We start from the raw sequence: 20,471 nt of genomic DNA, 5'->3' as shown, positions 1-20,471 counted from the left end.
GCGCCTCAGGCGAGGTCCCGCTTGGCGGCGATCTTCGACGACAGGCTGTAGATGTCGATGAAGCCCTTGGCCGCCGCCTGGTCGAAGGTGTCGCCGGTGTCGTAGGTGGCGAGGTTGAAGTCGTACAGGGACGACTCCGAGCGCCGGCCGGTGACGACCGCGCGGCCGCCGTGCAGGGTCATCCGGATGTCGCCGCAGACGTGCTGGTTGGCCTCGTTGATGAAGCCGTCCAGGGCGCGCTTGAGCGGGGAGAACCACTGGCCGTCGTAGACCAGTTCGCCCCAGCGCTGCTCGACCTGCCGCTTGTAGCGGGCGAGTTCGCGCTCGACGGTGACGTTCTCCAGCTCCTGGTGGGCGGTGATCAGGGCGATCGCGCCCGGAGCCTCGTACACCTCGCGGGACTTGATGCCGACGAGGCGGTCCTCGACCATGTCGATCCGGCCGATGCCCTGGGCGCCGGCGCGCTCGTTGAGCTGCTGGATGGCCTGCAGCACGGTGACGGGCTTGCCGTCGATGGCGACCGGGACGCCCTCCTTGAAGGTGATGATCACCTCGTCGGCCTCGCGCGGCACGGCCGGGTTGGACGTGTACTCGTAGATGTCCTCGATCGGGGCGTTCCAGATGTCCTCCAGGAAGCCCGTCTCGACGGCGCGCCCGAAGACGTTCTGGTCGATGGAGTACGGGGACTTCTTGGTGGTGGCGATCGGGAGCTGCTTGGCCTCGCAGAAGGCGATCGCCTTGTCCCGGGTCATCGCGTAGTCACGGACCGGGGCGATGCACTTGAGGTCGGGGGCGAGGGCGACGATGCCGGCCTCGAAGCGGACCTGGTCGTTGCCCTTGCCGGTGCAGCCGTGGGCGACGGTGGTGGCGCCGTGCTTCTTGGCGGCGGCGACGAGGTGCTTGACGATCGTCGGCCGGGAGAGGGCGGAGACCAGCGGGTAGCGGTCCATGTAGAGGGCGTTGGCCTTGATCGCCGGGAGGCAGTACTCGTCGGCGAACTCGTCCTTGGCGTCCGCGACCTCGGCCTCGACGGCGCCGCACGCGAGGGCGCGCTTGCGGATGACGTCCAGGTCCTCGCCGCCCTGGCCGACGTCGACCGCAACGGCGATGACCTCGGCGCCCGTCTCCTCGGCGATCCAGCCGATGGCGACGGAGGTGTCCAGACCGCCTGAGTAGGCGAGTACGACGCGCTCGGTCACGGGTTTCTCCTCACAGTGCATTCGCTGACATGCATGAGTATGCAGAACTCTGCATGGTTCGTCAATCGCCACCGCGGTCGGAGGGGATTTCACAGGAACGTTGAACAGGTGAAACCGCTTTCCCGTACCTCACTGCGAACGCAGGCGCCGCGTCGACCACAGCTCGTCCAGACCCACCCCCGACCCAAGTGAGGCATCCGCATGTCCAGGGCTCTTCCGAAGCACAACAAGCGTCGCGTCGCGCTCATCGGCGGCGCCGCCGCCGTGGCGCTCTCCGGCGCGGTGATCGCGGGCTCCGCCCTCGCCGGTACGCCCGGCAAGAGCGACAGCGGCAACTCCGCCCGCACCCTGGCGGCCGGCGGCAACACCGGCGTCGGCACCATCACCTGCCCGGACGTCGCCTCGAAGCTGCCCGCCGTGCCGGCCTCGGCGAAGGCCGAGATCGACCGCAATCTCGCCCTGCTGCAGACGCAGATCCAGGAGGCCAACACCCGCCTGAAGAACACCGTCGGCCAGGGCGGCCCCAACTTCGTCAACAACGCGATCCTCGGCCCGCTCAAGGACAAGCGCATCTCGACCATCAACCGCATGGCCACGGCCATCGGACGGACGGCGGCCAAGCCGACGGGCCTCGACGCGCTCGCCCCCTGCACCCTGAGCGGGGGCGGCGCCGCGAACACCGGCGGCGGCCAGGCGTCGGGCAACGCCGGGAACCAGCAGTCGGGCAACGCCGGGAACCAGCGGCCTGGCAAGGCGAACGCCAACGCCAACGCGAACGCCAACGCCAACGCGGCGAACGGCAACACCGGGGCGGGCACGATCACCTGCCCGGACGTCGCCTCGAAGCTGCCGGCCGTGCCGGCCTCCGCGCAGGCCGAGGTGAACCGCAACCTCGCCCTGCTCCAGACGCAGATCCAGGAGGCCAACACCCGCCTGAAGAACACCGTCGGCCAGGGCGGCCCCAACTTCGTCAACAACGCGATCCTCGGCCCGCTCAAGGACAAGCGCGTCTCGACGATCGACCGGATCGCCATCTCCATCGGCCGCAAGGGCACCAAGCCCACCGGCCTGGACTCGCTGGCCGCCTGCACGCTCACCAAGTGACGTGACAGGCAGCCGGGGCCGCCCCGCAGCAGCGCCGGCCGGGGCGGCCCCGCGGTGGGTCCGGAACGTTCCGGAAGCCTCCGGAACGCTCCGTCGCAGTCAATTTGTTAGGCAAAACAACGGAGTTGCGCGGATAATCACGGAACATGGGAAAGACGTATGAGCGCATAGACGGCAGGCTCCGGACGTTCATCGAGGAGCAGCCCCTCTTCTTCACCGCGACCGCTCCCCTGTCCGGCGACGGCACCGTGAACCTCTCCCCCAAGGGCCTCAAGGGCTCCTTCGCGGTGCTCGACGAACTGACGGTGGCCTACCTGGACTTCGCCGGGTCCAACGCCGAGACCATCGCGCACCTGCGGGAGAACGGGCGGATCACCCTGATGTGGTGCGCCTTCCAGGGACCGCCCACCATCGTGCGGGTGCACGGCCGGGGCGAGCCGGTCTTCCGTGACGACCCGCGCTTCAAGGACCTGCTCACCCGTTTCCCCGGCATCGACGCGAGCGTGCACGGGCTGCGCGCGATCATCGTCGTCCACGCCGAACTGGTGCGGGACACCTGCGGCTACACCGTCCCCCGCATGGCGTACGAGGAGGACCGCGACCTGCACGGGAAGCGGTTCGCGCGGGAGGACGACGCCTCGCTGAGCGCGTACTTCGAGAAGAAGGAGCACGTGGCGACGAGCCTGGACGGACTACCCGGGCTGCCGCTCCCGCTGCCGCCGTCTACCGTCTGAGCCATGCGCCCCGGTGTCGTCGTCGCCCTCCTGTCCGCCTCCGTCTGCGTGCTCGGTCTCACGCCGGGCCGCGGACCGGAGCCGCTGCCCGCGCTGATGGCGGACACGGGTGGCGGCACGCAGTTGATCACCGCCCAGGCCCCGGGCACCGACGCGACCTCGGGGACGCTCACCTGGTGGGACCTGCGCGACGGCCAGTGGGTCCAGGCCGGGACCGCGCCGGCCCGGTTCGGCGCGAAGGGGCTCGTGGAGGGGACCACGCGCGAGCAGGGCACGAACACGACCCCGACGGGGCTGTACGGCCTTCCGTTCGGGTTCGGGATCGAGGCGGCGCCGGACGGGACCCGCATGCCGTACCGGGCCGTGAAGGACAGCTCCTGGTGGTGCGAGGACAGCGCGTCCTCGGCGTACAACCGGTGGGTCGATCCGCTGCCCGCCGACTGCCGTGCCTCCGAGTCCGAGCACCTGATCTCCTACGGGACGCAGTACGCGTACGGGCTCGTCACCGCCTTCAACTACGACCGGCCGGTGCGGGGCCGGGGGGCCGGCATCTTCCTGCACGTGAACGGGCAGGCGGCCACGGCCGGTTGCGTGTCGGTGCCGAAGGACGCGATGCGCGAGCTGCTGCGGTGGGCGGACCCCGCCCGGGAGCCGCACATCGCGATCGGCACCGTCGACGGGCCGACCGCCCTCACCCGGTACTGACGTCCGCGAGCGGCAGCCGCACGGTGAACGTCGTGGACCCCGGGCCGCTCTCCAGGCTCACACCGCCTCCCTGCGCCTCCACGACCGCCGCGACGATCGACAGGCCCAGCCCAGCCCCGCCGCCGGGGGCGCCCGGCCGGCGGCGGTGCTCGGCGCGGGTGAAGCGCTCGAAGACATGGGCCCGGATGTCCGCGGGGACACCGGGACCGTCGTCGTGGACGGACAGCAGCGCCGACCCGCCCCCGGTCTCCAGGGTCACCGTCACCTTGGTGTCCACGGGTGTGTGCAAACGGGCGTTGGCCAACAGGTTGGCCACCGCCTGGTGCAGCCGGTGCGCGTCGCCGGTCACCGTGACCGGCTCCTGCGGCAGGTCCAGGGTCCAGCGGTGCTCGGGGCCGGCGGCCCGGGCGTCCGTCACCGCGTCCAGCACCAGATGGGTGAGGTCGACGGGGCCGCGCTCCAGCGGGCGGCCCGCGTCCAGGCGGGCCAGCAGGAGCAGGTCGTCGACCATCTCGCCCATGCGGGAGGACTCGGCGGTGATGCGTTCCAGGGCCCGGGTGATCTCCGGTGGCACCGGGCCCGGGTGCAGCAGGGCCAGCTCGGCGTGGCCGCGGACCGAGGCGACCGGGGTGCGCAGCTCGTGGCTGGCGTCGGCGGCGAAGCGGCGCAGCCGCTCCTCACTGGCGTGGCGTTTGGTCAGGGCGTTCTCGACATGGCCCAGCATGCGGTTGAAGGCCACCGCGACCCGGCCGACCTCGCTGCGCGGGTCCGACTCCGGCGCCCGCGGCGGCAGCGCCACCTCCCCGCTGGCGAGCGGCAGTTCACTCACCCGGGTGGCGGTGGCGGCGACCCGGCTGAGCGGGCGCAGCGACCAGCGCACCCAGAGGGCCCCGGCCACGCCGGTGACGACGAGGGCCAGGCCGAAGACGGCGCCGGACACCAGTTCCAGGCGGTGCACGGCCGTGCGGACGGGCTCCAGCGGGAGCCCGACGATCAGCACGTCCCCGTCCCGGCCGGCCGTGGCGACGACCCGGTAGGCGTGGAGCGCGGACAGCTCGACGGTGTGCGGCCCGCCGTCGACCGGCACCGCGGCCAGCCGCTCCCGGTCCGTGGCCGTGAGGTGGACGGTCAGGTCCGCCGAGGGGTCGCCCGAGCGGATGAGCCCCTTGTTGGTGACCGTGCCGTTCAGCAGCCGGGCGCCGAAGGTGCCCGTGGCCTGACGGCGGGTGTCGCCGTGCTCGTCGCCGTCGTGGTCGTCCGGCAGCCGGCCCCGGTGCTCCAGGCTCTCCGGGAAGCGGGTGCCCACCTGGGCGAGCTGCTCGTCCAGACGCTGGGTGAGGAAGCCGTTCAGTTCGACGACGGCGGCGAGGCCCACGGCCGCGCAGCTCACCGCGAGCAGGATCACCAGGCCGAAGGTGAGCCGGGCGCGCAGGGTGCGGGGGCGGGGCAGGTGCCGCGGGCTCATGGGCTGACCGGCTTGAGGACGTACCCGGCGCCGCGCACCGTGTGGATCATGGGTTCGCGACCCGCGTCCACCTTCTTGCGCAGATAGGAGATGTACAGCTCGACCACATGGGCCCGGCCGCCGAAGTCGTAGGACCAGACCCGGTCGAGGATCTGGGCCTTGCTGAGCACGCGGCGCGGGTTGCGCATGAGGAAGCGCAGCAGCTCGAACTCGGTCGGGGAGAGTTCGATCAGTTCGCCGCCCCGGGTGACCTCGCGGGCCTCCTCGTCCATGACCAGGTCGCCGACCGTCAGCCGGGGCCCCTCCTCCAGCTGGCGGGCCATGCCGGCGCGGCGCAGCAGTCCGCGCAGCCGGGCGACGACCTCCTCCAGGCTGAAGGGCTTGGTGACGTAGTCGTCGCCGCCCGCCGTGATACCGGCGATGCGGTCCTCGACGGCGTCCCGCGCGGTGAGGAAGAGCACGCAGACGTCCGGCTTCACCTCGTGCAGGCGGCGCAGCACGCTGAAGCCGTCGGTGTCGGGGAGCATCACGTCCAGGACGACGGCGTCGGGCAGCAGCTCACGCGCGGCGGTGACCGCCGAGGCGCCGTCGCCGGCGGCGCGCACCTGCCAGCCCTCGTAGCGCAGGGCGCCGGTGAGCACCTCCGCGAGGTCGGGGTCGTCGTCGACGACGAGGACGCGCAGCGGGGTGCCGTCGGGTCGGGTGAGGGCCGGGCGGCCGGAGCGGGTGGTGTTCATCGCCCCTCCAGCATCGCTCCCCCGCAGGTCCCGGTGGTGGCCGGGTGGCTTTGAGTTTCCTCTGAATCCACTCAGGAACGGCCCGCTCAGAGGCCCCTCAGAGCTTCGCCGCGCACAGTGGCAGGCCTGACGGAGGAAGGGAACGAACACATGACCACCGTGGACGAGCGACGCGTGGCCCCGCCCGTGTCCCCGGCCGCCCGGCGCTCCCCCGCGGGGCCCGTGCTGGCCGTGCTGTGGGCGGGGGCGGCCGCCGTGGTCGCGCTCTGGTGGGCCGGGACCGGCTCCGTGGTCGGTGCGGCGGGCTGGCTGACCGGGGCCGGGCGGATCGCCGGGCTGCTGTGCGGGTACGCCTGCGCGGTGCTGGTGGGCCTGATGGCGCGGGTGCCGCTGCTGGAGGTGCGGGTCGGCTCGGACCGGGTGGCGCGCTGGCACGCGATGGCCGGCCGCTACACGGTCTGCCTGCTGCTCGCGCACGTCGTGCTGATCCTGACCGGGTACGCCGCCCAGGACCGGGCCTCGCTGTGGCACGAGGCGGTCACCGTGGTCCTGGACTACCCGGAGATGCTCAAGGCCACCGCCGGGACGGTGATCCTTCTCGCGATCGGCATCACCTCGGCGCGGGCGGTGCGCCGCCGGACCAGCTACGAGTTCTGGTACTACGTCCACCTGCTGACGTACGCGGCGGTGTTCCTGGCCTTCGGGCACCAGCTCGCCCTGGGCGACGAGTTCAACGGGAAGCCGGTGGCGACCGCGGTCTGGTACGCGCTGTACCTCGGGGTGGCGGCGCTCGTGCTCCGGTACCGGATCCTCGCCCCGGTCCGGCTGAACCTGCGCCACCGGCTGCGGGTCGACTCGGTGCACCAGGAGGCGCAAGGGGTCTACTCGGTCGTCGTGCGCGGGCGGCACCTGGAGGAGCTGGGTGCGCGGCCGGGGCAGTTCTTCCGCTGGCGGTTCCTCGGCGAGGGCATGGGCTGGACGTCGACGCCGTACTCCCTGTCGGCGCCGCCGCGCCCGGAGCTGCTGCGGATCACGGTCAAGGCGCTCGGCGACCACAGCGCGGCCCTGCCTCTGCTGCGCCCCGGCACCCGGGTGTGGGCGGAGGGGCCGTACGGCGCGCTGACCGCGGACCGGGCGACCGGCCACCACTCGCTGCTGATCGCGGCCGGCGTGGGCATCACCCCGCTGCGCGCCCTGTTCGAGACGCTGCCGGGCGAGGTCACGCTGCTGTACCGGGCGCGCGGTCCCGAGGACCTGGCTCTCGGCGGCGAGCTGGAGGCGATCGCCCGGTGGCGGGGCGCCCAGGTGCGGTACGCGCTGAACGGGCCGCGGGGCGAGCGCCCGGAGATCACGGCGCAGACGCTGCGCGCGAGCTTCCCGGGCCTGGCCGGCCACGACGTCTACATCTGCGGCCCGCACGGCTTCGCGCGGGACATGTACGAGGCGCTGCGCGCGGCCGGGGTGCCGGACCGCCGCATCCATCACGAGTCGTTCGAGTTCTGAGAGCTGTGAGGCATCCGACGTGCACCCGTTGAAGAAGAACCGCCCCCTGCGCCGCATCCTGCTGGCGAGCGCCGCCACCGTCTCCGGGATGGTGATGCTGCTGTCGCTGAAGCCGCACACCACCCCGACGTCGGCGACCGTGAGCGCCGAGTCACCAGCGGCGTCGAGCGGTTCGGCCGCCTCCGGCGGAGCGTCCTCGTCCGGCGGCAGCAGTTCGGGCTCGGGCTCGAAGTCCGGCTCGAGGTCCGGCTCGAAGTCGGTGACCAGGACGGTCACCGGGGACACCGTGCAGACCCGGTGGGGCCCGGTCCGGGTGCGGGTGACGATCAAGAGCGGCACGATCACCGACGTGACCGCGGTCAGCTACCCGCAGGACAATCCGCGCGACCAGGAGATCAACAGCTACGCCCTGCCCCAACTGCGGCGTGAGGCACTGGCGGCGCAGAGCGCGCAGATCGACTCGGTCTCGGGAGCGACGTACACCAGTGACGGTTACCGCCAGTCGCTCCAGTCCGCGCTGGACTCCGCGGGCCTCTGAACACTCAGCGCATGCGGCACGTATCTGTGGGCCAAGGGTCAAGTCCCCACGGAGGAACCGTGACCACCACGCTCGCAGGCGGACGTGCCGCCCGCCGACAGACGATGCGCCGCATCCGTCCGCGCCGCTCCCCGGCCGTCCCGCTGCTGCTCGCCGTGTGGGCGGGCGCGGCGGCCGTGCTGTGGCTCTGGTGGCACAACACGCCGTCCATCGCGGACGACAACAGCAAGATCCTGAACGCCGGCCGGATCACCGGTCTGCTGGCCGGGTACCTGATGGCGCTGGTCGTGCTGCAGATGGCGCGCGTCCCGGCGCTGGAGCGGCGGGTCGGCTCCGACCGGGTGGCGCGCTGGCACGCGATGAGCGGCCGGTACACGCTCTGCCTCGTCGCCGCGCACGTCTTCCTCACCATGTGGGGGTACGCGCTGCAGGCCGGCAAGTCGCTCGGCGACATCGTCCAGCAGACCGTCGACTCCGTGAACCAGCTGCCCGACATGGGCAAGGCGGCCATCGGCACCGGTCTGTTCCTCGTCATCGGGCTGACGTCGGTCGGCGGGATCCGCCGCCGGCTGCCGTACGACACCTGGTACCACGTGCATCTGCTGACGTACGCGGCGGTGTTCCTGACGTTCTGGCACCAGATCACCACCGGCAACGACTTCGCGCTGGAGCCGACGGCCAAGACCTTCTGGTACGCGCTGTACGGCTCGGTCACCGCGCTCGTGGTCTGGTACCGCATCCTGACCCCGATCCGGCTGAACCTGCGTCACCGGATGCGGGTGGAGGCGGTGATCGAGGAGACGCCGGGCATCGTGTCGGTGCTGATCGGCGGGCGGAAGCTGCACCGGATGGGCGCGGAGGCCGGCCAGTTCTTCCGCTGGCGGTTCCTCGCACCCGGGATGCGGTTCAGCTCGCACCCGTACTCCCTGTCGGCGGCGCCCCGGCCCGACATGCTGCGGATCACCGTGAAGGCGATCGGCGACCACAGCGAACGGCTGCGCGAGCTCACGCCCGGCACCCGGGTGTGGGCGGAGGGCCCGTACGGCGCGATGACCGCGCAGCGGCGCAGCCGGGGCAAGGTGCTGCTGGTCGCGGGCGGGGTCGGCATCACCCCGATGCGGGCGCTGTTCGAGACGCTGCCCGGGGCGGCCGGTGACATCACCCTGCTCTACCGGGCCAACACCACCCAGGACCTGGCGCTGTGGGACGAGTTGGCCACGATCGCCAAGGAGCGGGGCGCGCGGCTGATGTACGCGGTCAACAGCCCCGACGGCGAGCGTCCGGACATCTCCGCGGAGAACCTCCAGCGCAAGATCCCGGACGTCGATCGCCACGACGTCTTCATGTGCGGTCCGCCCGGGTTCGCGCAGTCGGTGTACGAGGCACTGCGTGGCGCGGGCGTTCCCGCGCGGCGCATCCACCACGAGTCGTTCGAGATGTGAGCGGGAGCCTGAGAAGCGATGAGGAAGAGCCACCCCATTCGGCGCGTTGTGCTGGCCACCGCCGCCACCGTGTCCGGAGTCGTGCTGCTGCTGTCGCTGAAGCCCGCCTCGGACTCGTCGGCCGCGTCGGCGGCCGGCGCGGCCCCGCAGCAGACGGCCGCGGGCCAGGAGGCGCCGCAGGGCGGCCAGCAGGGCGGTGTCCAGCCGGCGGCCGGCTCCGGCACGGTGACCGGTGACGTGGCACAGACCCAGTACGGGGCCGTGCAGGTCCGGCTGACCGTCGCGGACGGGAAGATCACCAAGGCGGAGGCGGTGCAGGCGCCCAAGGGCGGGGTCAGCGACCAGAAGACCGCCCTCGCCGTGCCCAGGCTCAACCAGGAGGCCGTCGCGGCCGGGACCGCGAACATCGACGCGGTCTCCGGCGCCACCTACACCAGCACCGGCTACAAGCAGTCGCTGCAGTCGGCGCTGGACAAGGTGAAGGCCCTGCCGTCCGGCTCGTCGGGCTCCGCCGGTTCCTCCGGCTCCTCGAGCACGTCCGGCTCCGGGCAGGCCCAGGCCCGTACCGTCACCGGGAAGACCGTGCAGACGCAGTACGGCCCGGTGCAGGTCCGGATCACCGTCAGCGGCGGGAAGATCACCAAGGCGGAGGCGGTGCAGGCGCCCAAGGGCGGGGTCAGCGACCAGAAGACCGCCCTCGCCGTGCCCAGGCTCAACCAGGAGGCCGTCGCGGCCGGGACCGCGAACATCGACGCGGTCTCCGGCGCCACCTACACCAGCACCGGCTACAAGCAGTCGCTGCAGTCGGCGCTGGACCAGGCCGGTGGCTGACGCGGTGGCCGAGCCTTCCGAAGCTCCCGCCGCGGTGCGTCACGCGGAGGAGGTCATGGGGACCGTCTTCTCCTTCGACGTCCGCGGCGGGGAACCCCGTGCGCTGCGGCAGGCCCTCGGCGAGGCGGTCGAGGGCCTGCACCGGGCCGACGCGCTCTTCTCCACCTACCGCGAGGACAGCGAGGTGTCCCGGCTGGTCCGCGGCGAGCTGACCGTGGACCGGTGCGCGCCCGAGGTCACCGAGGTGCTGGAGCTGGCGGCCGAGGCGGAACGGGTGAGCGACGGATGGTTCAGCACCCGGTACCGGGGATCGCTGGACCCGACCGGCATCGTCAAGGGCTGGGCCGCCGAGCGGGCCGCGCGGCTGCTGGCCGCGGTGGACGGGGTGAGCGGCGTCAGCGTGAACGGCGGTGGTGACGTGCAGATGCTGGGCGCGCCGGAGCCGCAGCGGCCGTGGCGGGTCGGGGTTGCCGATCCGCTGCGCCCGGGCGGGCTGGCAGCGGTGATCTCGGCGGCCGGAGTGGACGAGCTGTCGGTGGCCACGTCCGGGACGGCCGAGCGGGGCGCGCACATCGTCGATCCGCGCACGGGGAAGTCGGCGGTGACGGACCTGGTGTCGGTGACCGTCGTGGGCCCCCGGCTGACCTGGGTTGACTGCTGGGCGACCGCCGCGTTCGCGATGGGCTCGCGGGCCGGGCTGGCCTGGCTGGAGTCGCTGCCGGACATCGAGGCGCTGCTGATCACGGCCGGGGACGAGGTGCGCTGCACCGGAGGGCTGGCGGCCCGGCTCGGCTGACCTCGCCCGACAGAACAAATCTCAACCATTTACCCCGATATGCCATCCCTGTTCCGCCCTGGCACGTATCACAAGTGCAGCGAGTTTCAGGAGGAACGAACATGGCCATCTTCAGCAGCCTGATGCCTGCCAAGCGCCGCGGCCACGACAACACGTCGAACCACGACTCTTCCGGGCACGGGCACAGCAACGGCCACGGCAACGGCCACTCCAACGGCAACCGCCACGGCAACCGCCATGGCAACAACCACGGCAGCGGCCACGGCCACGGCCACAACGGCTACTGATCGCCACCCGCAGGCCGAGCGGACCGGAGGCCCTTGAGGACCCGGTCCGCTTCGCCGGTCCATGAGGGATCCCTGACATGGCGCATGTCCTGCGGCGTCTGCTGACGATCGGCGAGTCCTCCGACGCCCTCGTGGCGGCCGCGCCCCCGGTGGCCCCGCGCGAGGTGTTCCGACGGTTCTGGCCGTACACCCGGGGCGGCCGGCGATGGCTGGTGCCCGTCGTCGTCTTCAGCCTGGTCGGTCCGTGCGTCGACGCGGCGGAGATCTGGCTCTTCAAGCTCGTCGTGGACGACGTGCTCGTCCCCCGGGATCTGCGGCCCTTCCTGTGGATCGCCCCCACCTACCTGGGGCTCATCCTCTGCTCCGGCATCCTCGCGTTCGCCGACGAGGTGACGTCCACCTGGGTCGGGGAACGCTTCCTGCTCTCCTTGCGCTCCGACGTCTTCCGGCACGTCCAGGGGCTCTCCCTCGGCTTCTTCGAGCGCCGACGGCTCGGGGACGTGCTGTCCCGGGTCACCGGCGACGTCGACGCGGTCGAGACCTTCCTGCTCTCCGGGGTCGCGGACGCCCTCTACTACGTGGTCCGCCTCGGTGTCTTCCTCGGCCTGCTGTTCTCCCTGGGGTGGGACCTGACGCTGCTGGCCCTGGTCATCGTGCCGCTGTTCTGGGCCGCCGCCCGGCACTTCTCCCGGCTGAGCAAGGAGGCCGCGCGCGAACGCAGGCGGCGCAGCGGCTCGATCAGTGCCATCGCCGAGGAGTCGCTGGGCAACGTGGCGCTGGTGCAGGCGTACAACCGGCAGGGCTGGGAGGAGCGCCGCTTCCACCGGGAGAACCTCGGCAGGTTCCGGGCGGTGATGACCTCGACGCGCATCCGCGCCGTCTACGGCCCCGTCGTCGAACTCATCGAGGTGTCCGGCGGCCTCGCGGTGATGGGTCTCGGCACCTGGAAGCTGGCCCAGGGACAGCTCACCCTGGGCGGACTGCTGGTGTTCCTCGCCCTGATCAGCAAGCTCTACAGTCCCGTGCGCGGCCTGTCCCACCTCGGCACCACGTTCTACGCGGCCTCCGCCTCGGCCGAACGGATCATCGAACTGCTGGACCAGCGGCCCCAGGTGGCCGAGGCGCCGGCTGCCCGGCACATCGGACGGGCGCGCGGCGACGTGGAGTTCGACGGCGTCTGGTTCCGCTACCCGGGGGCCGCGTCCTGGGCGCTGTCGGGCGTGTCCTTCCACGTGGCGCCCGGGGAGACGCTGGCGCTGGTCGGGGCCAGCGGGGCGGGCAAGTCGACGGCCGCGAAGCTGCAGTTGCGGTTCTACGACCCCGACCGCGGGGCCGTACGCCTGGACGGGATTGACCTCAGGGAACTGCGGCTGTCCGACGTGCGCCAGAACGTCTCGGTGGTGCTGCAGGAGACGCTCGTCTTCCACGGCACCGTCCGGGAGAACATCGCCTACGGCCGGCCCGACGCCACGGACGCGGACATCGTCGCGGCGGCGCGCGCCGCGGACGCGCACGAGTTCGTCGAACGGCTCCCGGAGGGCTACGACACGCTGGTCGGCCAGCGCGGCCGGACGCTGTCCGGCGGCCAGTGCCAGCGGCTGGCGATCGCCCGCGCCATGATCCGGGACGCGCCGGTGCTGCTGCTGGACGAGCCGACCACCGGGCTCGACGTCCGCTCGGGCCGGCGGATCATGGATCCGCTGCGCCGGCTCATGGCCGGCCGGACGACCGTCGTGATCTCCCACAACCTGCTGACCGTCCGCGACGCCACCCGCATCGTGGTGCTCGACCACGGCCGGGTCGTCGAGGACGGCGCCCACGACGAGCTGGTCGGGCACGACGGGGCGTACGCCCGGCTGCACCGGCTCAGTTCGATGGCCGGGCCCCCGGCCGCGGGGAGGGTGCTGTCGTGACCGTCTCCCCCGCCACCGAGGCACCGCCGCTGCCCCCGGGCACCGAACCGGCCCCCGGCTACCAGGTGCTGGCGCACCTGGCCCGCACCGGCTGGCTCGACGTCTACGACGCCTGGAGCGAGGAACGCGCCTGCCGCTGTGTGATCAAGGTGGTGCGCCCGGACCTCCGGGGCGAGCCGGGGCTCGCCGAACGGCTGCTGCGCGAGGGGCGGTGGCTGCGCGACTTCGCCCATCCGCACCTGGTGCGGGGCTACGAGACCGTCACGTCGCCCGAGCCGCTCGTCGTCCTGGAGACGCTGACCGGCGAGACGCTCTCCCACCTCGTGCACCGGCTGCGGCACCGGCCCGCCGCCACCGACGTCGCGCTGCTGGGCACCCAGCTGTGCTCGGCGGTGCACTATCTGCACCGGCAGGGGCTGCTGCACCTGGACCTGAAGCCGTCCAACGTGGTGGTGGACCGCGGTCACGCCAAGGTGCTGGACCTGAGCGTCGCGCGGCCTCCCGGTCCCGCGCCCGCCGGGATCGGCACCTGCTGCTACCTCTCTCCCGAACAGGCGCGCGGCGGGCCGCTCACGGCCGCCGCCGACGTGTGGGGCATCGGTGTCACGCTCTTCGAAGTGGCCTGCGGGGAGGCGGCGTTCGACTGCGGCAGGACCGAGGGCGGGCCCGGCAGCAGGGACGCCGGGAGCACCAGCGGCACCGGCCGGCGCCGCCCGCAGCTCGAGCAGCGGGCCCCGCGGGCCGCCACGCGGCGGCGCCTGCCGCCCACCCTCGCCGCCGCCGTCGACGCCTGTCTGCACCCCGACCCGGCGTCCCGTCCCACGGTCGCCGCGCTGACGGCGGCCCTCGAGGCGGCGCTGCCCGGCGCGGCGGACCGCTGAACGCGGCAGTTCACCGCCCGGGGGTCACGCCGCCTGCCCGGTGCCCGTCACCATGTGCCCCGTCTCCAGCCGGGCCGTGGCGAGGACCTTGCCGTCGGAGGAGACCAGGCGGGCACCGGAGACGGCCGCCGCATCGACGCGGGTCGCCCGCCCCCAGTCGCCCTGTCCGTCGCGCAGCGCGAAGTCGCCGAGGCGGACCGTCCGGCCGTCGGAGCGCTCCAGCAGACAGGTCACCTTGCCGCTGTAGGGCGCCCCGGTCCCGTCGAGCGCGACCGACATGAAGATCCAGCCGGGTGTCCCGGGACGGGCGTACACCTCCCCCACGGGCTGCCCGCCGTCGACGGCCGAGGTCATGTCCCCGACCAGCATGGGCTCGCTGTGCCCGACGACCGGCGCCGAAACCGTCACGTCCTCGATCGCCGTGCCGACGGCCCAGCCCGCGAACCCGCAGACCGCCGCGAGGGACAGCGCGGCCGGCGCGTGCCGCAGCCGGGCCGCTCGGGCGCGGCCGCGCAGCCCCCGTGAGGGGCCGGCCGCCCGCGCGCGCGGGCGCGCCTCCTGGCCCGCGGTGTCCTGGGCGTGCCGGCGGGCCACCCGCGTCTCGAACCCGAGCGGTGGCTCGCGGTCCGGCAGCAGGCCGATGAGCCGGTCACCGACGCGGCAGAGCTGCTGGACGTACTCCCGGCATTCGGCGCACCGCTCCAGATGGGCGACCGCCTCGGCCCGCTGCCGGCCGGGCAGCACACCCAGCGCCAGCTCGGCCGCGGTGTCCCGCAGCTTCTCGCAGGTCATGTCACTCGGCATGGTCGCCTCGGCTCACCGACGCGAGGGCGATGCGCAGCTTCGCCATCGCCGCTCTGATCCGCGTTTTGGCGGTACCCAGCGGGATGCCCTCCGCGTCGGCGATCTGCTGGGCCGTCATTCCGTAGATGCCCGCCATCACCAGCGCACGACCCTGTTCGCGCGGCAGCCGCGCCACGGCGGCCCGGAGCTGGGACGAGGCCTCGTCGGCCAGCGCCCACCGCTCGGGGGTCTCGCTGACGACGCCGAGCAGGGCATCGAGGTCCTCGGGTGCCACCGGCTCGGTCCGCCGGGCGCGGACGGCGTCGATGGCGAGGTTGTGCGCGATGGTCGTCAGCCAGGTCGCGACCGAACCGCGGCGCGAGTCGTAGATCTGGGCGTGACGCCAGGCGCGCTCGAACGTCTGCTGGGCTATGTCCTCGGCGAGCTGCGGATCTCCGGTGACCGCCATGGCGACGCCGTAGACCCGGTGCTGGAACCTTCGTACGAAGGTGACGGCGAGCTCCGGATCACCGGTGGCCAGTCCGGACAGCAGTGCCTCGTCCGGGAGACGGCCCACGGGGAACCGGAAACCCGACACACCTCTGTATACGGACGGGCGCCGCCACGGGATTGCCCGCCCGTCGCGGAAGGACACCCCTCCATTCAACGCCCCGGGGCCCGGCCCCGCACGCGGGATCAGTGCCCGTTCTGCGCCAGCCGCAGCAGATGGTCCGCGAGCGCCTGACCGCCGGTCGGCTCCCGGCTGATCAGCAGCAGGGTGTCGTCGCCGGCGATGGTGCCGAGGATGTCGTGCAGTTCGGCCTGGTCGATCGCCGAGGCCAGGAACTGGGCGGCGCCCGGCGGGGTGCGCAGGACCACGAGGTTCGCGGAGGCCTCCGCGGAGATCAGCAGCTCCTGGGACAGCCGCCGCATCCGCTCCTCCTTCGCCGACCCCCCGAGCGGGGCGCGGGGTGTGCGGAACCCGCCCTCGCTCGGCACCGCGTAGATCAGGTCGCCGTCGGTGTTGCGGATCTTCACCGCGTTCAGCTCGTCGAGGTCCCGGGAGAGCGTCGCCTGGGTGACGCTCAGCCCGTCGTCGGCGAGCAGCTTCGCCAGCTGGCTCTGGGAGCGCACCGGCTGCCGGTTGAGGATGTCCACGATCCGGCGGTGGCGGGCGGTGCGGGTCTGCGGCACGGCGGGCCCGGCGCCCGCCGCCTGCTCGTGGTCCTGCGCCTGGCTCATCGTCGTCTCATTCTCCGGATCGTCCGTCCCCGTTCGCCGGGCTCGCCGCATCGAGGATGCCGGGCAGCGCCCGGAGCAGCGCACCCGTCTCGTCGTCGCCGAGGTTCAGCGCGGGCATGAGCCGGACGACGTCGGGAGCGGGCGCGTTCACCAGGAACCCGGCCTCCTGGGCCGCCTGCTGCACCTGTGACGCGTGCGGCCCGGTGAGCACGATACCCAGGAGCAGGCCCGCGCCCCGGACATAATCGATCAACGGGTGGCCCAGGGCCTCGATTCCCTCGCGCAGCTTCTCGCCCTGCCGCTTCACGTTCTCCAGCAGACCGTCGCCGGCGATGGTGTCGAGGACGGCGAGTCCGGCGGCGCAGGCGACCGGGTTGCCGCCGAAGGTCGTGCCGTGGTGGCCGGGCCGGAGCAGGTCGGCGGCGCGGCCGAAGGCCACGGTGGCGCCGAGCGGCAGCCCGCCGCCGAGTTGCTTGGCGAGGGTGACGACGTCGGGCAGGACGCCCTCGTGGGCCTGGTACGCGAACCAGGTGCCGGTGCGGCCGATGCCGGTCTGCACCTCGTCCAGGACGAGCAGGGCGCCGGTGGCTGCGGTGATCGCGCGGGCCGCCTTGAGGTAGCCGGCCGGGGGCACGACGACCCCGTTCTCGCCCTGGACCGGCTCGATGATCACCAGCGCGGTCTCCTCGGTGACCGCCGCCGCGAGCGCCTGTGCGTCGCCGTAGGGCACGTGGGTGACGTCGCCGGGCAGCGGCAGGAACGGCTCCCGCTTGGCGGGCTGGCCGGTGAGCGCGAGGGCGCCCATGGTGCGGCCGTGGAAGCCGCCCTGGGTGGCGACGACGTGCGTCCGCCCGGTCAGCCGGCCGATCTTGAAGGCGGCCTCGTTGGCCTCGGCGCCGGAGTTGCAGAAGAAGACCCGGCCCTCGCGGCCGAAGAGCTGCAGCAGCCGCTCGGCGAGGGCGACGGTGGGCTCGGCCATGAAGAAGTTGGAGATGTGGCCGAGAGAGGCGACCTGCGTGCTCACGGCCGCCACGATCGCCGGGTGGGCGTGGCCGAGGGCGTTGGTGGCGATGCCGCCGACGAAGTCGAGGTACTCCCGGCCCTCGGCGTCCCAGACCTTCAGGCCCTCGCCGCGCACCAGGGGCAGTCGCGGGGTGCCGTAGTTGTTCATGAGCGCGCCCTGCCAGCGCGCGGTCAGCTCTGCGTTGGTCGCGATACCCGTCATGACTGTTCCCCCTCGGCTTCGTCGGGCACGACCATGGTGCCGATGCCCTCGTCGGTGAAGATCTCCAGCAGGATCGAGTGCGGGACCCGGCCGTCGATGACGCGGGCGGTGTGCACACCGCCCCGCACGGCGTGCAGGCAGCCCTCCATCTTCGGCACCATGCCGGCGGACAGTTCCGGCAGCAGCTTCTCGAGCTGGGACGCGGTGAGGCGGCTGATCACCTCGTCGGAGTTCGGCCAGTCCTCGTAGAGGCCCTCGACGTCGGTGAGGACCATGAGGGTTTCGGCGCCCAGTGCCGCAGCGAGTGCCGCAGCCGCCGTATCAGCATTGACGTTGTAGACATGTCCGTCGTCCTGGCTACGGGCGATCGAGGAGACGACCGGGATGCGGCCGTCGGCGAGCAGGGCCTCGATCGCGCCCGTGTCGATGTCGGTGATCTCGCCCACCCGCCCGATGTCGACCGGTTCGCCGTCGATCCGGGGCTGGTGCTTGGTGGCGGTGATGGTGTGCGCGTCCTCGCCGGTGAGGCCGACGGCGAGCGGCCCGTGCCGGTTGAGCAGGCCGACCAGCTCGCGCTGCACCTGCCCGGCGAGCACCATCCGTACGACGTCCATGGCGTCCTCGGTGGTGACCCGCAGGCCGGCCTTGAACTCGCTGACGATGCCGTGCCGATCCAGCGCCCGGCTGATCTGCGGGCCGCCGCCGTGCACGACGACGGGCTTGAGCCCGGCGTGGTGCAGGAACACGACGTCCTGCGCGAACGCGGCCTTCAGGTCCTCGTCGATCATGGCGTTGCCGCCGAACTTGATGACGACCGTCCTGCCGTTGTGCTTGACCAGCCAGGGCAGCGCCTCGATGAGGATCTGGGCCTTGGGGAGCGCGGTGTGCTTACGCGTAGTGCTCATGAGGAATAGGCGCTGTTCTCGTGGACGTAGTCGGCGGTGAGGTCGTTGGTCCAGATGGTGGCGGTCTCGGAGCCCGCGGCGAGGTCGGCGACGATGTGCACCTCGCGGTAGCGCATGTCGACCTTCTCGCGGTCCTCGCCGACGCCGCCGTTCTTGCACACCCAGACGCCGTTGATGGCGACGTTCAGCCGGTCCGGCTCGAAGGCGGCCCGCGTCGTGCCGATCGCGGAGAGCACGCGGCCCCAGTTGGGGTCCTCGCCGTGGATGGCGCACTTGAGGAGGTTGTTGCGGGCGATGGAGCGGCCCACCTCCACCGCGTCGTCCTCGCTCGCCGCGTTGATCACCTCGATCCTGATGTCCTTGGAGGCGCCCTCGGCGTCCCGGACGAGCTGCTGGCCGAGGTCGTCGCAGACCTGCCGGACCGCCTCGGCGAACTCCTCGTACGCCGGGGTGATGCCGGAGGAGCCCGAGGCGAGCAGCAGAACCGTGTCGTTGGTCGACATGCAGCCGTCGGAGTCCACGCGGTCGAAGGTGGTGCGCGTCGCCGCCCGGAGCGCCTCGTCCAGTACGTCGTTGTCGAGCGCGGCGTCGGTCGTGAGGACGACCAGCATGGTGGCAAGACCCGGAGCGAGCATGCCCGCGCCCTTCGCCATGCCGCCGACCGTCCAGCCGTCCTGGGTGACGACGGCGGTCTTGTGGACGGTGTCGGTGGTCTTGATGGCGATGGCGGCCTTCTCGCCGCCGTGCTCGGAGAGCTGGGCGGCGGCGGTCTCGACGCCCGGCAGCAGCTTGTCCATGGGGAGGAGGACGCCGATGAGCCCGGTGGAGCAGACGGCGATCTCGATGGCGCCCCGGCCGAGCGCCTCGGCCGCCTTCTCGGCGGTGGCATGGGTGTCCTGGAAGCCCTTGGGGCCGGTACAGGCGTTGGCACCGCCGGAGTTGAGGACGACGGCGGAAACCTGGCCGCTCTTGACGACCTGCTCGGACCACAGCACCGGCGCGGCCTTCACACGGTTGGAGGTGAAGACGCCCGCCGCGGCACGGCGGGGCCCGTTGTTGACCACGAGGGCCAGGTCGGGGTTGCCGTTCTCCTTGATCCCGGCGGCGATGCCCGCCGCCGTGAATCCCTTGGCTGCCGTGACGCTCACGGTGCGACTCCGATCGTGGAAAGCCCGGTGGTCTCGGGGTACCCCAGGGCGAGGTTCATGCTCTGCAGGGCACCGCCCGCAGTGCCCTTGGTCAGGTTGTCGATGGCGCTGATGGCGATGACGCGGCCCGCTGCGGCGTCGTGGGCGACCTGCACGTGGACGGCGTTGGAGCCGTACACGGCCGCCGTCGCCGGCCACTGGCCCTCGGGGAGCAGGTGGACGAAGGGCTCGTCGGCGTAGGCCTTCTCGTACGCGGCGCGCACCGACTCCGCGGTGACGCCCTCCTTCGCGGAGGCGCTGCAGGTGGCGAGGATGCCGCGCGGCATCGGGGCGAGGGTCGGCGTGAACGACACCGAGATCCGCTCCCCGGCGACCCCGCTGAGGTTCTGGATCATCTCGGGGGTGTGCCGGTGGCCGCCGCCGACGCCGTACGGCGTCATGGAGCCCATGACCTCGCTGCCGAGCAGGTGCGGCTTGGGCGCCTTGCCCGCGCCGGAGGTGCCGGACGCGGCGACGATCACCGCGTCGGGCCCGACGAGGCCGGCCGCGTAGGCCGGGTACAGGGCGAGGGAGGCGGCGGTGGGGTAGCAGCCGGGCACCGCGATGCGCTTGGACCCCTCCAGCGCGGCGCGGGCACCCGGCAGTTCGGGAAGGCCGTAGGGCCAGGTGCCGGCGTGCGGGGAGCCGTAGAAGCGCTCCCAGTCGGCCGGGTCCTTCAGGCGGAAGTCGGCGCCCATGTCGACCACGAGGACGTCCGGGCCGAGCTGCTCGGCGACGGCGGCGGACTGCCCGTGCGGCAGCGCCAGGAAGACGACGTCGTGTCCGGCCAGGTGCTCGGCCGTGGTCTCGGTCAGCACCCGGTCGGCCAGCGGCAGCAGGTGCGGCTGGAGCGCGCCGAGCCGCTGCCCGGCGTTGGAGTTGCCGGTCAGGGCACCGATCTCGACCTCGGGGTGCGCGAGGAGCAGCCGCAGGACCTCTCCGCCCGCGTATCCGCTCGCTCCGGCCACCGCCGCACGTACCGCCATGTCCACCC

21 protein-coding genes are annotated in these 20,471 nt (G+C 72.5%); 11 read left to right on the top strand and 10 right to left on the bottom strand.

Annotated features, from left to right (window positions below; genetic code table 11):
* Positions 1–5 precede the first annotated feature (5 nt).
* Positions 6–1,199, bottom strand: a complete 1,194-nt coding sequence (locus tag ACZ404_RS03585) for an argininosuccinate synthase (RefSeq protein ID WP_468435610.1) — start codon at positions 1,197–1,199, stop codon at positions 6–8.
* Positions 1,200–1,400: 201 nt separating this feature from the next.
* Here ACZ404_RS03585 and ACZ404_RS03580 point away from each other — a divergent pair, with 201 nt between their 5' ends.
* The 3 genes from ACZ404_RS03580 to ACZ404_RS03570 all read left to right on the top strand — a co-directional run bounded on the left by ACZ404_RS03580 (position 1,401) and on the right by ACZ404_RS03570 (position 3,742).
* The gene (locus ACZ404_RS03580; protein ID WP_468435609.1) at positions 1,401–2,303 is read left to right on the top strand and encodes a hypothetical protein; all 903 of its coding nucleotides are present in this window, start codon (positions 1,401–1,403) and stop codon (positions 2,301–2,303) included.
* 146 nt (positions 2,304–2,449) lie between these two features.
* On the top strand, positions 2,450–3,037 hold the full coding sequence (locus ACZ404_RS03575) for a pyridoxamine 5'-phosphate oxidase family protein (protein WP_468435608.1): 588 nt from the start codon (positions 2,450–2,452) through the stop codon (positions 3,035–3,037).
* A gap of 3 nt (positions 3,038–3,040) precedes the next feature.
* Positions 3,041–3,742, top strand: a complete 702-nt coding sequence (locus ACZ404_RS03570) for a L,D-transpeptidase family protein (RefSeq protein ID WP_468435607.1) — start codon at positions 3,041–3,043, stop codon at positions 3,740–3,742.
* Here the strand turns inward: ACZ404_RS03570 and ACZ404_RS03565 are convergent.
* Entirely contained in the window at positions 3,729–5,207 is a 1,479-nt protein-coding gene (locus ACZ404_RS03565) for a sensor histidine kinase (RefSeq protein ID WP_468435606.1), read from the bottom strand. The genes ACZ404_RS03570 and ACZ404_RS03565 overlap by 14 nt on opposite strands.
* The gene (locus ACZ404_RS03560) at positions 5,204–5,944 is read right to left on the bottom strand and encodes a response regulator transcription factor (protein ID WP_468435605.1); all 741 of its coding nucleotides are present in this window, start codon (positions 5,942–5,944) and stop codon (positions 5,204–5,206) included. The genes ACZ404_RS03565 and ACZ404_RS03560 overlap by 4 nt, the downstream gene beginning before the upstream one ends.
* A 150-nt stretch (positions 5,945–6,094) precedes the next feature.
* On the opposite strand from ACZ404_RS03560, the gene ACZ404_RS03555 reads away from it, so the two are divergent.
* The 8 genes from ACZ404_RS03555 (at position 6,095) to ACZ404_RS03520 (ending at position 14,135) form a co-directional block, all read left to right on the top strand.
* A complete protein-coding gene (locus tag ACZ404_RS03555) occupies positions 6,095–7,447 on the top strand; it encodes a ferredoxin reductase family protein (RefSeq protein ID WP_468435604.1) in 1,353 nt (450 codons plus the stop codon).
* A 19-nt stretch (positions 7,448–7,466) separates the two neighbouring features.
* The gene (locus ACZ404_RS03550) at positions 7,467–7,985 is read left to right on the top strand and encodes an FMN-binding protein (RefSeq protein ID WP_468435603.1); all 519 of its coding nucleotides are present in this window, start codon (positions 7,467–7,469) and stop codon (positions 7,983–7,985) included.
* A 59-nt stretch (positions 7,986–8,044) separates the two neighbouring features.
* The gene (locus ACZ404_RS03545) at positions 8,045–9,427 is read left to right on the top strand and encodes a ferredoxin reductase family protein (protein WP_468435602.1); all 1,383 of its coding nucleotides are present in this window, start codon (positions 8,045–8,047) and stop codon (positions 9,425–9,427) included.
* An 18-nt stretch (positions 9,428–9,445) separates the two neighbouring features.
* The gene (locus ACZ404_RS03540) at positions 9,446–10,258 is read left to right on the top strand and encodes an FMN-binding protein (protein WP_468435601.1); all 813 of its coding nucleotides are present in this window, start codon (positions 9,446–9,448) and stop codon (positions 10,256–10,258) included.
* 55 nt (positions 10,259–10,313) lie between these two features.
* Positions 10,314–11,054 carry an FAD:protein FMN transferase gene (locus tag ACZ404_RS03535; RefSeq protein WP_468435600.1) on the top strand — a complete coding sequence of 247 codons (741 nt, stop codon included), beginning with the start codon at positions 10,314–10,316 and terminating at the stop codon, positions 11,052–11,054.
* Positions 11,055–11,155: 101 nt separating this feature from the next.
* The gene (locus ACZ404_RS03530; RefSeq protein WP_468435599.1) at positions 11,156–11,341 is read left to right on the top strand and encodes a hypothetical protein; all 186 of its coding nucleotides are present in this window, start codon (positions 11,156–11,158) and stop codon (positions 11,339–11,341) included.
* Between the two features lie 77 nt (positions 11,342–11,418).
* Positions 11,419–13,254 (top strand): ABC transporter ATP-binding protein, encoded by a 1,836-nt coding sequence (locus ACZ404_RS03525; protein ID WP_468435598.1) that lies wholly within the window; start codon positions 11,419–11,421, stop codon positions 13,252–13,254.
* The gene (locus tag ACZ404_RS03520; RefSeq protein ID WP_468435597.1) at positions 13,251–14,135 is read left to right on the top strand and encodes a serine/threonine-protein kinase; all 885 of its coding nucleotides are present in this window, start codon (positions 13,251–13,253) and stop codon (positions 14,133–14,135) included. Before ACZ404_RS03525 ends, ACZ404_RS03520 begins: the two co-directional genes overlap by 4 nt.
* Before the next feature lie 24 nt (positions 14,136–14,159).
* Here ACZ404_RS03520 and ACZ404_RS03515 read toward each other — a convergent pair whose 3' ends face one another.
* From ACZ404_RS03515 to argC, 7 genes are all read right to left on the bottom strand, one after another.
* On the bottom strand, positions 14,160–14,939 hold the full coding sequence (locus ACZ404_RS03515) for a hypothetical protein (RefSeq protein ID WP_468435596.1): 780 nt from the start codon (positions 14,937–14,939) through the stop codon (positions 14,160–14,162).
* Positions 14,929–15,516 (bottom strand): RNA polymerase sigma factor, encoded by a 588-nt coding sequence (locus tag ACZ404_RS03510; protein ID WP_468435595.1) that lies wholly within the window; start codon positions 15,514–15,516, stop codon positions 14,929–14,931. Before ACZ404_RS03510 ends, ACZ404_RS03515 begins: the two co-directional genes overlap by 11 nt.
* 98 nt (positions 15,517–15,614) lie before the next feature.
* Positions 15,615–16,160 (bottom strand): arginine repressor, encoded by a 546-nt coding sequence (locus tag ACZ404_RS03505; RefSeq protein ID WP_468435594.1) that lies wholly within the window; start codon positions 16,158–16,160, stop codon positions 15,615–15,617.
* 7 nt (positions 16,161–16,167) lie between these two features.
* Positions 16,168–17,385 (bottom strand): acetylornithine transaminase, encoded by a 1,218-nt coding sequence (locus ACZ404_RS03500; RefSeq protein WP_468435593.1) that lies wholly within the window; start codon positions 17,383–17,385, stop codon positions 16,168–16,170.
* Positions 17,382–18,290 carry an acetylglutamate kinase gene (gene argB / locus ACZ404_RS03495; RefSeq protein ID WP_468435592.1) on the bottom strand — a complete coding sequence of 303 codons (909 nt, stop codon included), beginning with the start codon at positions 18,288–18,290 and terminating at the stop codon, positions 17,382–17,384. The genes ACZ404_RS03500 and argB overlap by 4 nt, the downstream gene beginning before the upstream one ends.
* Positions 18,287–19,438, bottom strand: coding sequence for a bifunctional glutamate N-acetyltransferase/amino-acid acetyltransferase ArgJ (argJ, locus tag ACZ404_RS03490; RefSeq protein ID WP_468435591.1), 1,152 nt, complete (start codon positions 19,436–19,438; stop codon positions 18,287–18,289). Before argJ ends, argB begins: the two co-directional genes overlap by 4 nt.
* On the bottom strand, positions 19,435–20,463 hold the full coding sequence (argC, locus tag ACZ404_RS03485; RefSeq protein ID WP_468435590.1) for an N-acetyl-gamma-glutamyl-phosphate reductase: 1,029 nt from the start codon (positions 20,461–20,463) through the stop codon (positions 19,435–19,437). Before argC ends, argJ begins: the two co-directional genes overlap by 4 nt.
* Between the last annotated feature and the right edge of the window lie 8 nt (positions 20,464–20,471).

The sequence above is a fragment of the Streptomyces sp. NPDC030798 genome, from assembly GCF_055572275.1.
This window is presented reverse-complemented; position numbering and strand designations above follow the sequence as displayed.

What these genes read in the sequence shown, in the direction of transcription:
- ACZ404_RS03580 (WP_468435609.1), top strand. Translation starts at nt 1,401, where the DNA reads ATGTCCAGGGCTCTTCCGAAGCACAACAAGCGTCGCGTCGCGCTCATC.
- ACZ404_RS03575 (WP_468435608.1), top strand. Translation starts at nt 2,450, where the DNA reads ATGGGAAAGACGTATGAGCGCATAGACGGCAGGCTCCGGACGTTCATC.
- ACZ404_RS03570 (WP_468435607.1), top strand. Translation starts at nt 3,041, where the DNA reads ATGCGCCCCGGTGTCGTCGTCGCCCTCCTGTCCGCCTCCGTCTGCGTG.
- ACZ404_RS03565 (WP_468435606.1), bottom strand. Translation starts at nt 5,207, where the DNA reads ATGAGCCCGCGGCACCTGCCCCGCCCCCGCACCCTGCGCGCCCGGCTC.
- ACZ404_RS03560 (WP_468435605.1), bottom strand. Translation starts at nt 5,944, where the DNA reads ATGAACACCACCCGCTCCGGCCGCCCGGCCCTCACCCGACCCGACGGC.
- ACZ404_RS03555 (WP_468435604.1), top strand. Translation starts at nt 6,095, where the DNA reads ATGACCACCGTGGACGAGCGACGCGTGGCCCCGCCCGTGTCCCCGGCC.
- ACZ404_RS03540 (WP_468435601.1), top strand. Translation starts at nt 9,446, where the DNA reads ATGAGGAAGAGCCACCCCATTCGGCGCGTTGTGCTGGCCACCGCCGCC.
- ACZ404_RS03535 (WP_468435600.1), top strand. Translation starts at nt 10,314, where the DNA reads ATGGGGACCGTCTTCTCCTTCGACGTCCGCGGCGGGGAACCCCGTGCG.
- ACZ404_RS03530 (WP_468435599.1), top strand. Translation starts at nt 11,156, where the DNA reads ATGGCCATCTTCAGCAGCCTGATGCCTGCCAAGCGCCGCGGCCACGAC.
- ACZ404_RS03525 (WP_468435598.1), top strand. Translation starts at nt 11,419, where the DNA reads ATGGCGCATGTCCTGCGGCGTCTGCTGACGATCGGCGAGTCCTCCGAC.
- ACZ404_RS03515 (WP_468435596.1), bottom strand. Translation starts at nt 14,939, where the DNA reads ATGCCGAGTGACATGACCTGCGAGAAGCTGCGGGACACCGCGGCCGAG.
- ACZ404_RS03505 (WP_468435594.1), bottom strand. Translation starts at nt 16,160, where the DNA reads ATGAGCCAGGCGCAGGACCACGAGCAGGCGGCGGGCGCCGGGCCCGCC.
- ACZ404_RS03500 (WP_468435593.1), bottom strand. Translation starts at nt 17,385, where the DNA reads ATGACGGGTATCGCGACCAACGCAGAGCTGACCGCGCGCTGGCAGGGC.
- argB (WP_468435592.1), bottom strand. Translation starts at nt 18,290, where the DNA reads ATGAGCACTACGCGTAAGCACACCGCGCTCCCCAAGGCCCAGATCCTC.
- argC (WP_468435590.1), bottom strand. Translation starts at nt 20,463, where the DNA reads ATGGCGGTACGTGCGGCGGTGGCCGGAGCGAGCGGATACGCGGGCGGA.